We start from the raw sequence: 13,057 nt of genomic DNA on the forward strand, positions 1-13,057 counted from the left end.
CAAATACTTTTTATTTAGGATTTACACCCAACCTCTTATTAATCTCTTCAACCCATGGGGTATAAAACTCTTTTTTTAAATGTATACCGTCACGGGTAACTTCTTCCTTGAGTTCACCGTTGTCATCTTTATACAAGCTATACAGGTCAATATACTCAAGCTCCATTTCTTTCGCAAATACACGCAGTTTTGAATTAGTATCAACAATCTTTTGATTTAACTTCGCATATCTCCCGCGGCAGGGTAATAATGATTCTACTACTATTATAGTCTTAGGATACAATGCCTGCAGAGTATTAACAATCTCCTGGTAATTAGAAATAATTTTTTCGGAATCCACCGAACTCCCGAGATCGTTGACTCCTATCATAACAAAAAAATGTGACGGGTTTGGTGCAAGCGCAATTGTTGTCAACCTATTCATCAACCCTCGCCCGTCCACCATCCCGCTGCGATCCCCGGCAATCCCGCGGTTGACAAACGTCTGTCCCGGGAAATACAGTGATACGTTAAACCCTTCGGTGATAGAGTCACCCAGTAAAACAACCTGTTCCGCCCATACAGTATCACCTTCAGTAAGTTTTTTTTGTATCTGCACATTTTCTTTGATAAACATATTCAACCGGTTATCATAATGGTCAGTATAATTCAAAACATAAGTCGTAGTAGCTGGTTTAACGCTTGCAGATGACACTTGAACATCCTCCGCCTGTAAACTCACGGTCAACGAAAACATGATAATTGTTATTACCCATACCAACACAGGCATCACCTGTGCTTTGTGCTTTGAAACCATAATTTATTCTCCTTACAGCAAATATTTATAATATTTAATTCTTAGCAACTACTTTACTGTTTATTAGTATATTAACTTTTGTGGTAGAATAAATACCGATATTATCTTTATCCTTAAATACCACTGATGTTTTTACAGGGATAACAAATTCATCACCGGGTTGAAGGTCAAGAATTTCAAACCGGTCACCTTGTTTTAACCCGTTTGTATCTTCCACCTTATAATCCATCAACTGCCCGAATTTTGTTTCAACAATTTTTGTGGAAACATCCCCGCATCTGATAAGTTTGCCGCTAAAAAACTGTGTACCCGGCCTACTATTACTCCGCGCGTACTCGTGGGTCAGTAAACTCGTAAACTCCCGGGAGTTCACAGGGTCGGATTCCAGTATCCCCGTACCCAGTACCAACGATGCGCAGTTTAATTTTATCAACGTTTCACCCGATGGAAGCTTTTCTACCGACCCAATATAATACACCGTATTCCTGCTGTATCCGGGATTAGTGAACATAACAACCTGTCCCTTCAATACATCACCTAAAGGCACTTTTTCAGTTGTTATAACCGCACGGTTCTGTGTATCAACCGCCACAATCTTACCTGTGAAACACGAATTATCCGCAACAATTTTTGTTGTCCCGAAACTAACTTCTTTTGTACCGAACATACACATTTTTTGAGGAAGTTTATCTTTCATCCTGATATACGCGAAGGTACCTGTCAACAAATACTTACTCCCCTTATCTAAAAACTCATAAGGTTTATTGTACTCCCCGGAAGTCAAAAAGTAATCCTCTATACCATCCTCCAGCTGCACACACACACCTGCTGGGAGGATTGGTTCGTTCACATCTTTATTCTCAAGTTGTGTTATATTAAGAATACACTGCGCAGTTGCTGCACCGGTTAACGGTTCATATATCCCGATGAATACACTGCGCAAGTCCGTAGCAGCAGAACCTACTTCCGTCTTCCTTCGTACATACACGTACCTTGATTTCGGGAGTGAACTATATATCCCCGGCGCTACTGCAGTGATAATCTCACACCCTTTTTGTGGCAGCATTGAAAGTTTAATAAACGAATTATTGTCCGGTAGATGCCAGGTAGCTTTCCATAAACCGTCATGTATCACAACACGTTTTGGGTTCATCACAAACCCTAATCCATTCCCCGGAGGCGCAACCCAGTACGGTTTGTTTGGATACCCGTCAAGATCACCGTCGTTGAGGACCATATTACCCCAGTTATACTCTTTCCCGGCAAGCGAACCTGTATCTTCTTCCACCCCGAATTCTATGTTTTCAAATGTTGCAGTAGTCGTAAGGCTGTGGAATACATAATCATGCTGTTTCCCGCCGTTAACACGGAAGATATCAAGCAAATACTTATTCTTACCCTCACCCGCAAGTGCAGCTAACCTGCGGTACTGTGTTACCCCCTGTTCTTTATAACAATTCTCACTTGAAACTTCTGCCATTGCAAGCCCGGGGAAGTCAGCAAACTGGTACAAACTACCTCCAGTAGCTTGGGTGATCGGGTTCATAGATTTTTCGTTTACCAGCACAAGATTATGGCTTGCGGTTTGTTTTGACCATCCGACATACGCGTGAGTACTGCCCCATCCGTAACCCAGATCATACCCCAGCTCGTACCCCAACGCATAATATGAAAGATTAAGGTCATCAAAATTACTGTGGTTTAAAGCCGGCCCGAACCGCAACATTACAGCCTGTGATAACGGATCCAAACTGTTGCCATTACGCAAAAACACAAACCCTTTTTGCCCGAAGAATACGGACTTATTAACTTTTTCAGGGATAACCTTGTCCGGTTCAACTACTTTTAACTCCGCAGAATCAATCCCGTGAAACAGTATCCACGGGTCGTAAGCCGTTACACTTTTTAAACGGTAGTCATCAAGTTTACCTCCGGTCATTTCTGTAAGCAGCCAATTAAACGGTTTCCTACCCTCCTGATCAGTTACACGTGAAGAAAAATATTCTGCATGACGGTAATCAGTCCCAGAGAACAATGTTTTTATATTACCTGACTTACGTATATCCGGTGATGAGTCACCGAACTGTGGTGTTTTACCTGTACAATTAATCATAGCGTCGGGAACAAGATATATATTTTGAAACTTAGCATTATTATATAAATTTATACCATCAGGATATTTTTTACTGCGGTAATTAAACAACGGCTCCGCAAAAGTGGTATACAACTCGCGGGTATGATGTTCATAAATTGTTGATGTTTCATAATACCTGCCATCACGGTCTATATTGTTATCAATCATAGTATTGATACCATACGGGCCGGTATACGCCCAGTCTATATACAACGGTATTCCTAACAAACACCCGGCTGCCATTGCCCCGCGGACATAATCCGCGGTACCGTTTGTCAACCGCCCTTTCAATGATTCGACATAACAATACTCCGCTGCGTTTAATATAATATTTTTCTCAATATTTTGCCTCCGGGTAAGCGAAGGCACTACTGAAGGTTTATCCAACGCAGGGCTATTATAAATTTTGTCATACCAGTCAATAAATACTACTAACACACGTGCTACCTGATACCATGGACGGGATAACCGCCCGCTTGGGGGTTTACTTGGATAATCCCAGGAACCTTTATCGCAGGAAGGATAAATTTCAGCAATTAAATCAAAAATCTGTGCTGCGGTTTCCGCATACTTTTCATCATCCGTAAGAGTATACGCCAGTGAAAGGTTATGTAACGCGCTGTATTGCAAAGTTTCAACCACCCATGCGTTATATGACCCAACAAAATAATGTATCCTTCCATCTTTCCCGACATACCCTGTTCCCGTATCCGTATGCTCAGCATCAGGCAAAATATGCCCGCCCTGGCATTTAACCTTCCCCGGAGTGTCAAAACTACACTTCGCACCGCCCCAGGTACCCCATGATTTTCCACAGATCGGGCATCCTGTTGCACCGTATGCGAAACATGCGCCTTTACCCGGCATTACGGATTTGTACCATTCAAAATCACGGTTTATCCATTGTTCCGCATTCTTTACCGTGGTTGTAGACAACTTTTTTGCCCATGCATACTTCTGCACGCGTTCCTTCGCTAATTTAACATCTTCCGGGGTGAGATACACACACGGATGCACTTCACGCCCCTGTGGTGTACGTTCCGCGTTCTTCCATGCATTAACATACGACGAAATTGCATTTTTAGTACTGTTTTCAGCTTTTTTCATATTACTCCCTGCCACATTTTCAGCTGCTGACAGGTGTGTATTAAAACAACATATCAGCATCATCCCGGATAATACATATACTTTAGAACTCACACTGTTTTTAAAATTCAACATTCTGTAAGTAAATTCCTCTTTCACCAAATTTGTATCAATATATACTAATACTTTATCGAGATTCCTACCACACATTTTGTAAGTGTTTCATCTATTTGTTGTGTATCACCAAAAAAAGTACCGTCACCTATGTAGTTACGTTTAGCGTACTGAATTGCTAAGTCAACACCAAAATTATCACTAACCCTATACACTGCCCCGGTTGTTACTCCAGCCGTGCTATACGCATCATCAGCATAGAATGGCGTATAAAAGAACCCGTAACGCACAGCATAATCAGTATCCTGTGGCTTGCACTCACCTCCCGCGGTCAAAATCAGTGTATTCCTATTTCCCGTGAGCACTGAATTATTCACCCATCTAAGATTAAAAATAACAGTATGTATATCACTAAACTTATGCTCATACACCAGGCACGTTTCTGCCGGTACGTATTTCCTGATTTCCGTTGACAGTTTTGATGTTGAAGTGCTATACATCACCTCCTGAGTACCTGTGAGTGTACTATCAGAAGAAAATATTAGTCCTATTCTAATATCATTAACCATAAAACCTGCGCTTAAGTCTAAACCATATCCTGTAGCATCAGCTTTACTGTTAACTATGTATTCTCTGTTCAATAAATAATCCGATGTTAAATCAGTAGTGTTTGTGTAATAATTCAGCATGTTTATATTCAAACCTGTAGACAAAAACTTAACGGGTGCCCACCCGATACCGGCGGTATATTTATCAACCGCACCGTGTTGCGACACTTTTTGTGATTTTACCCGTACCCCCACTGCTGTGGGTGAGTACAGATAGCGTTCATGAAAGTAACTATTGTCACGTATAACCGCAGTACCTATACCAATGGATAACCGCGACGGTATTATAGCGTACGCCAGAGCTACTGCCGCAGGGAATTGCGTAATCCCAAAATTATGGTATACCGGTTCATCAACGGTAATCACGCGTTCATCTGTAGGCAAAACTCCGAGATTAAACGCTGCAACAGCGCGTGCTTCCATAAAACCTAACACCCCGGGGTTTACTAAAAACATAGTTGCATCGTCAATACTATACCTCACACTATTCCCAACTCCTGTGCATGCAGCGTTATACGATAATAAAGGTTCACCGGTTAAGTTACGGGAAAGCTGGCTGCCCGCATAAATATCTGCGGTTAAAAGTATAGCCAGCAAGATTGAAATCCCTGGTTTTTGTGTACACACAATTTTATTCACCATTTATATGACACCTGTAGTTTAAACGCATGTTTTGGATACTTAACCAAACTATCCGCATCATCAATATCGATATATTCTGTATTCTCATACGCAACCCAGACTGAAACATTCTCCGACGCTTTTTGTTTGAGCACAACATAATACCTTATACCCTTACCCAATGGATTGAATAGGTATGAAGAATATATTCTATCCCACAAAGGCTCAACGTCACTAAGATAAATTTCATCCTGCGGGCCATCAAAAAAAACTGCCCTGGTATCAAGCTGTAAGCCCGGCATGAGTTCATGTTTTAACCCGGCTAAGTAAAGATATCCGTAATATTTACAGTTAAACTTATCCCCGTTGATATTCTTACGTTTTTGTTCAAGTTTAACACGTACCGTTGTTTTTGCACCAGCTGACCAGTCCATCTGCACCCGTGTTTTAGATGAATGCACAGGCTGGTCAATATATTTTACAGAAGGCGGTGTGAGCTTAAAATTTTCAGTAGAAAACTCATCTTTCTCACTGAAAAACAACGTAAGTTTTGTTGTCAATAACTGTTTGTATTCCCATGACAAAACATTTGTGGTTTTAGGCTCAACCGTATCTTCCGGTAACGGGTGGTGGTAGTATCCATAATAACAAAACATTTCTGTACCCTTAATTTTGTATTGCATTGCCAGAACAGCTCCCTGCTCATTTTTATTAGTTTCCTCTTCGCCAATCGCGCCGCCATGGAAGTTATAATAATTTTTTGAGTACCCATGAAAGTTGTTGTAGATAACAATATTCCCGAGGTTATATTCCGTTTGAACAATCCAAGCATCACCGTTACCTGAGCATAACGCGTATTCCGTATACAATCCTAGTTTATCAAAAAACCGGTAGTTTGCGTATATACCCGTAACTGTATTCACCGTACCCTGGAATTCATACTCTCCTGTGTCAAGTACCGTGCGAAGTTCAGGTGAATAATTCGCTGTATACCCGATAACCCCGGTTTCTCCTCCAAACAAAGCATACCCAACGCGTCCCCCTATAAGCTGTTCCCTTAGCTTCCTATACCCCGTCCCGGGATTAACTGTATCTGCGATATAACCCATATTCGCTGAGATCGACGGCAGTTTTGTTTTTACATACCCGTTGGTACTTAGAGTAACATCATAAAGCTTATCTGAGTATAAAAGTGTAACCAGCAACTTTTTGAATTTAGTATCCACTGCTATACCGTGATAGTTAGTATTAGGATTTGACCCGGTATCACGGGAGATACCTTTAGAATTAACCACTACCGGGCGTGAGATACCTAGCATTCCGGACCCGTAGAACACTAATCCCTGGTTAAACTGAACTTTATAATTCCCCGCCACAGCGCGCTGCACAAACCAGAGATTACTCACCTGTATCCAGTATTTAGATAAAAAGTACCTATACGCATTTTCAAGATTAAACTCCGGCGCGCCCTGATACCCTCCGGCAGTGCCAAGGTCACGGCGTAATGTGTACCCAGTTTCCAGATAATCACCGAGGTAAAGATTAAACTTGTTATACACATACTCCGGGTTATGATACGGCCATGGAGCGTTAATATATTCTTTTGTGTCAGGCTTATCAAGTTTCAACCTAACTTGCACATTACCCCTGGTTTTTGTCCAGGGATCCCGAGCTACGATGTACACACGTATTTTTTCGTACGTATCCTTATCCAAAGATTTAACCTTGCGGATCTCAGATAAGGTTTTGAAGTACCCGTTTTTTGTGCGGTACTTTATGATATCAATAGCCACCCATTTTGATAACCAGGGAAATACCATAAGATCCTCAACAGTACAGCTATTTATATTAAGAGGATTATACAGATAATTTTCCAGTTCTTCGGTATCCATCCCGGCATTAGATAACGTATCGTCATACTCTATCTCCAACACAGTAACTGTGGATGACTGGATTTCAATCCCGGCGTATAACGCCTTAACCGTTGTCATTATTAATAAAGTTATCAGTACTACCCTAAAATTATTCAACCCTGATTTTCCCTTTGATTAAATCAAATACGTTCTTATCAATCCCCGGTACTTTTATAAGGTTGTATATATCCTCATACTTACCATTACGTTTGCGGTAACGCACAACATTCTGTGCCTGTTGATTATCCAAACCTATAGCTTCCAACTCATCAACCATTGCAGTGTTTATATTTACCTTCTCAATAACCAATTTTTCTTCTTCTATTACCCCGGGTACCAGTGAGTCCGATTCCAGTGGTTCTGTCTCAGGTACGGGTTTTATGGTTAAACTTTTCTTCAATACATCATATGTTACAGGAAGTAAACGCGGGATATTTTTTAGGCCCTCAATGTTTTTGTACCCTCCGGAAGCTATACGGTATTCCACAATACGTTCGGCCGTTATTTTCCCGATACCTTCAATCTCGGATAATTCCTCGACTGTAATTGTATTGAGGTCAGGTTTTTCAGGCTTAAGTTTAACTTTATGCTTCTTCTTTTTCTCTACTACAGACTCCTGGATTAATAACGATACCGGCGTAAATTTTATCCCCACGCCTATTGTATGATACCCCGTCATTGTTTCATGATAAATATAAGCATAATCAAAATAGTAAGTTGATGACCATGAAAACCGCGCGCCAAGCGATGCCTGTGCAGGGTTTGTGCGGATACCTGCGTACAGGTTTATACTCGCGATTACCACATACTCAACCGCTGCGGAAAATACAGGATCGCGGTTCTGTACTTTACTGAGTTCTGTTAATACCGCAACCGTATCCGACACCTGCCACATCGCGCCAGTACGCAATTCCTGCGGGATTAACTCATAAAAAGTACCGATCCTTACCCCAAACGGGTTAAGAATATGTATTCCGACTGAAAGGTTTTGTGTTAACCTGTTTTGCAACCCAAAATCCGCTAAAAATGAACTTACCAGTAAATTATTACCTGTAACACTCATTATCCTGAGAGTAGTACCAAACATTAATCCCGGCGATACTGCCCGCGCATATGAAAACATGCACATCGATTCTGTATACCCGATGTGTTGGTATAACGACGAGTAACCAATACCGGCACAGGAGTTTGCATCAAACGGCAGTGTTATGCCAATAATATTGTTCCCTAAGTCAGGGATACTATAAAGCTGGGAATACCCGGCTTCAATGTTTAATCTAGGCAATACCGCAAGCCCTGCTGGGTTAGAGAACAGAGCAGTTACCCCGCGGGAGGACACAGCTGTTGTGTTTAACGTATAAGCACCGTATACCGTGCGGGGTGTGTACTCAAACACCGCGAATGTCTTACCCGGGAATAGTAGTACTATAAATGCTAAAGCACTAATTTTTGTCCTAGTAAACATAATATTTTGTTTTTTATTACTTCATTAACGTTACAGTCTTAAACTCTTTTTTTTCAGGGCCGCCATTTTCGGAAGTCACTCCTGCAATTATGTATACACCCATTGGGAGCACATTATTATTCTCATCATAACCATCCCAGGTAATATACCCGTTTTGCGGATTAACAAAACTTGTATATTTACGTACCGCAATACCTGTTATGTCATAGATAACCATTTCTTTAATAACCTTCCCTGAAGGCAAATTATAGGCTATCCTGCAGTTATTGCTTGAGGTATACGGATAAAATGTTTTATCAATAATTTCAAAACTGCTGATACTTGAGTAGTTAATACTTTCATTCAATGTATCATATTCTGTGAATACAATATCATCAATATAAAACACTGCTCCTGTATCCTGTGTATTAAAATACACCTCTACCCGCGCATCAACTGTTCCTGCGGGTGCATGGATACGGGTTAGCCTGCATTCCTGGTATTCACTTGCATCAACGGTATATGCTGTGGATTCTGATGATATAGTAGACCCGTTTAAGTTACGCCAATACACCATAACGCGTGCTGAACCGTTAGTATCATCATCCTGGATCCATCCTGAAACATTATAATACTTCCCCGCAGTTGCGGTGTATACCTGATAAACATATCCAGTCTTAATATCAAACACCTGTAATGCATAAGTTCCGGATCTAGTTTTATACCCGTCAGTTGAACTTACAACTGTCCATGTAGAAATTGATGATTTATACCATCCCGTAGCGGTACCGATTTCGAAATCAGGATTTTGTGTTAATCCCATCCCCTCTACAGGAAATGATAATTTAAGGCACACGGTTATCAGAATAAGTACTGGGCTAAAGTATGATTTCATTTTTTATTAGCGTTACAAAGTTTAACTTCTACCATCCCAATAACAGAGTTTAGCATAAAGATTTTATCAGCATTCACGAGGTCACGGCAGGTTAACACTTTTTCGTACGCATTCCTGTTGTTCTTCAAAAAATACCGGCGGTAAACACCGGGTAATACCCCGCAGTTCAACGGCGGAGTATAGTACTTCCCGTTTTTCAGGATTGCAAGGTTTGCACGCCCAAATTCCGTTACTTCTCCATGGGTATTAAAATATATGACACCCAGATACCCTTTTTCAGCACAGTACTTATGTTCACGGTCGTAGAGTTCACGGTTCGTAGTTTTGTGATACAAAAACTTATCCTCCGGCCTTGTCCGTGTTTTTGATACCACAACTTTATTTGAGGTAAAAACTATTTCCCCGGCAGGAGTGGTTTCTAATATATAGTTCTCAAGTTCAACTTTACCTGAAGGAGATACCAACATGCGTACACGGTACTTCTTTGTTTTATCGAACCCGCCGGAGTTTTTTCGTAATACCGCGTTAACAGTTTGAAGGTTAATCCTGTACCCGAAATACTGCGCTGATTTTTCAAGACGGTTAAGGTGGTACGCATACAAAAAATACCCGTGTTCTTCAGCAGACCAAAGAAATGTTTCAATAAGTTTAAACGGTTTGACTTTATCATACACAAACTGCGCTTTCAGCATACACTCCGAGTGTTCATCCTTCCCCGCAGAATCCCAGATAATACCGCTGCCAATCCCTAATTCACTATCGTAAGAATCCTTTTTACTTTTCTTTTTCTTCAAAACAGCTGTGCGGATTGCAACATTGAATACAGCATCACCTCTTGGGGTGATAAAGCCAACCGCGCCTGTATACACACCTCGGGGTGTATTTTCCAGTGAACTTATAATTTCCATTGTCCGTATTTTTGGAGAACCCGTGACGGAACCCGATGGGTAAAGCGTATGCATTATTCTATAGAGGCTGGTCCGGGGTTTAAGTTTTGCGGTAATTGTTGAAGTCATTTGGTATAACGTTTCATAACGTTCAACCTCAAATAATTTTGTTACTTTAACACTGCCGGTTACGGCGATACGCCCGAGGTCATTACGTAAAAGATCGACGATCATAAGGTTTTCCGCACGGTTTTTTTTACTGTTATGCAGCTCATCCGCAAGCACACAGTCTTCCGCTGTATCAACCCCGCGGCGGATTGTCCCCTTCATAGGCTTCATTACGATATTACACCCGGTTTTCCTAAAATATAATTCTGGTGAGAATGAAAGGATATGTGTATCCCCGTCGGAGATATAAGCGGAATACGCTACTTTCTGTGTACCCCTTAACGTATTGTATAAAGAGGAAGGTTCACCGTTGAATTCAAACTTTGTACGGAAAGTATAATTTACCTGATACGTCTCACCTGCCGCGATGTACTCCTTAATTTTATTGATATTACGCTCATAAACTGCGGGAGTAATCCCGGGTTTTTGTTTACTAAGTACACCCCGGGATTCTGTTGTATCACCGGTATAACCACCCGGTAAGTGTTTACCACCATTATTCACCCACCGCCCGGTTACGTGATTAAATATCATTGGTGTACGATATATTGTAAACACAGCTAAAGGCACTTTCACACAGGTCGATACCAAAGGTTTTTGTGTCAACCCTTGAGGATAATCCAATCCATAACCAAGTTCGTACGAGAAATATCCAGCAGCGTAGTATCCGCGGCCAACCCAACTCTCAATTTCATTAATCCGTTTCTCAATCTCACCTAGCTGGTTGATTTTAATCGTATGCACAGGATCCAGGAAAAAGTATGACCTGCGATTATTCTGATCATACTTCCTGGTTTCAAATATCGCAAACTTTTTGTGTTTCTTTACAAAACTGTGTAATAGTTCATCCGGTATATCAAACATTAAACTCTATCTTATTTAGGCGCTGCAGGAATTATCCCGGAACTCATCAATAACTGCGTTTCCTTCCGTGCGCGCGCAATGATGTCATACGCGGTTTTGTATAACGCATCACGGGTAAGCGTCTTCATTGCGACTTTTTGTTCAATCGCTTTCATTCCGACATCCGTTGCAACTATTGGAATAACTTCCCATTCGTCCATCGTAGGAAGCAACCTGTTTTCTGAAATCCCGCTTTTTTCTGCATACCTAGCCAACCCTTCCGCCGCGGTGATACACATTTCATCAGTTATGTATTGCGCCTGTACATCCAAAACTCCACGGAAAACCGCAGGGAAGCCTAACGAATTATTTACCTGGTTAGGGAAATCACTGCGTCCTGTCGCAACAACACGCGCACCGGCTTCCTTCGCAACCCACGGCCAGATTTCGGGGGTCGGGTTTGCGCAAGCGAAGAGAATTGCGTCTTTACTCATTTTTTCTACCCATTCAGGTTTTATTACGTCAGGGCCCGGAGTGGATAACGAAATCACAACATCCGTACCGGCCATTGCATCCGCAATACTGCCCGACACATTTTCCTTATTAGTTTTCTCACAGAGTTCCCATTTCTCAGGATACCTTCCTTTAATATCAGCGCGTTTACGGTTAAGGATTCCTTTACTGTCGCATACCATCATCTTACCGGCATTTGCGCCGTAGAACATTAATAACCGAGCAATACAAACATTTGCGGAACCCGCACCGATAAGCGTAATTTTTACGTCAGACATTTTTTTCCCTACAACCTTTAACGCATTGATTAACCCTGCTAAGGTTACCAAAGCAGTACCCTGCTGGTCATCATGCCAAACCGGTACCGTACACTCATTACGCAGGCGATAAAGGATATCAAAACATTTTGGCTGCGATATATCTTCTAAATTAAACCCGCCGAAGGATGGCTGCAGAAGTTTAACAGTTTGGATAAACAACTCCTTATCTTCAGTACCCAGGCATATCGGTACTGCATCAACACCCCCGAGGTACTTAAAGATTAACGCCTTACCTTCCATCACCGGTATTGCTGCCAGAGGGCCAATATTCCCAAGCCCGAGTACACGTGTACCGTCGGATACCACTGCTATAGTATTCCACTTATTAGTGAATTCATACGCGAGTTTAGGATCACGGTTTATTGCCATACACGGTTCCGCAACACCAGGGGTGTACCAGATAGCAAAGTCGTTGATATCACGGATACAGCATTTTGGAACAACTTCTGTCTTCCCGCGGTAGAACGGGTGTAGTTTCATGGAATCTTCTTTTGGTTTGTTACTCTGTTGGACAAGTTTTTCATCATTCAAGTTTTTTGGGCTAGACATTTGTTAACACCTTTCATCAATTCTTTAGTTCGGTATTATTTTAAGATATCTATCATTATCTGTCAATCTACACAACATTTAATTAAAAAACACAAATACCAGCCTTCAGTGTATTTACGCTGCGCTTTAATTAAAGTTTAACTAGAAAGTACAAGTCTAGTGGTTG

General features: G+C 41.5%; 8 protein-coding genes. All 8 read right to left on the reverse strand.

The genetic code is table 11. The features are described from left to right. Positions 1 to 10: 10 nt before the first annotated feature. Complete coding sequence (locus WC955_04205; GenBank protein MFA5858248.1) at positions 11 to 796, reverse strand: GDSL-type esterase/lipase family protein; 786 nt, start codon at positions 794 to 796, stop codon at positions 11 to 13. Between the two features lie 34 nt (positions 797 to 830). Further along, a complete protein-coding gene (locus WC955_04210) occupies positions 831 to 4,151 on the reverse strand; it encodes a hypothetical protein (protein MFA5858249.1) in 3,321 nt (1,106 codons plus the stop codon). Between the two features lie 44 nt (positions 4,152 to 4,195). Beyond that, positions 4,196 to 5,380: a hypothetical protein gene (locus WC955_04215; protein MFA5858250.1), complete on the reverse strand. Its 1,185-nt coding sequence runs from the start codon at positions 5,378 to 5,380 to the stop codon at positions 4,196 to 4,198. After that, entirely contained in the window at positions 5,374 to 7,389 is a 2,016-nt protein-coding gene (locus WC955_04220) for a helix-hairpin-helix domain-containing protein (protein MFA5858251.1), read from the reverse strand. Before WC955_04220 ends, WC955_04215 begins: the two co-directional genes overlap by 7 nt. Then, on the reverse strand, positions 7,382 to 8,737 hold the full coding sequence (locus WC955_04225) for a helix-hairpin-helix domain-containing protein (protein MFA5858252.1): 1,356 nt from the start codon (positions 8,735 to 8,737) through the stop codon (positions 7,382 to 7,384). The genes WC955_04220 and WC955_04225 overlap by 8 nt, the downstream gene beginning before the upstream one ends. A 16-nt stretch (positions 8,738 to 8,753) precedes the next feature. Beyond that, positions 8,754 to 9,539 (reverse strand): hypothetical protein, encoded by a 786-nt coding sequence (locus WC955_04230; protein ID MFA5858253.1) that lies wholly within the window; start codon positions 9,537 to 9,539, stop codon positions 8,754 to 8,756. Between the two features lie 68 nt (positions 9,540 to 9,607). Next, positions 9,608 to 11,530, reverse strand: coding sequence for an aminodeoxychorismate synthase component I (pabB, locus tag WC955_04235; protein MFA5858254.1), 1,923 nt, complete (start codon positions 11,528 to 11,530; stop codon positions 9,608 to 9,610). A gap of 11 nt (positions 11,531 to 11,541) precedes the next feature. Further along, positions 11,542 to 12,891 (reverse strand): NADP-dependent malic enzyme, encoded by a 1,350-nt coding sequence (locus tag WC955_04240; protein MFA5858255.1) that lies wholly within the window; start codon positions 12,889 to 12,891, stop codon positions 11,542 to 11,544. Between the last annotated feature and the right edge of the window lie 166 nt (positions 12,892 to 13,057).

It is taken from the genome of Elusimicrobiota bacterium, from assembly GCA_041658405.1.
GTDB lineage: Bacteria > Elusimicrobiota > UBA5214 > JBBAAG01 > JBBAAG01 > JBBAAG01.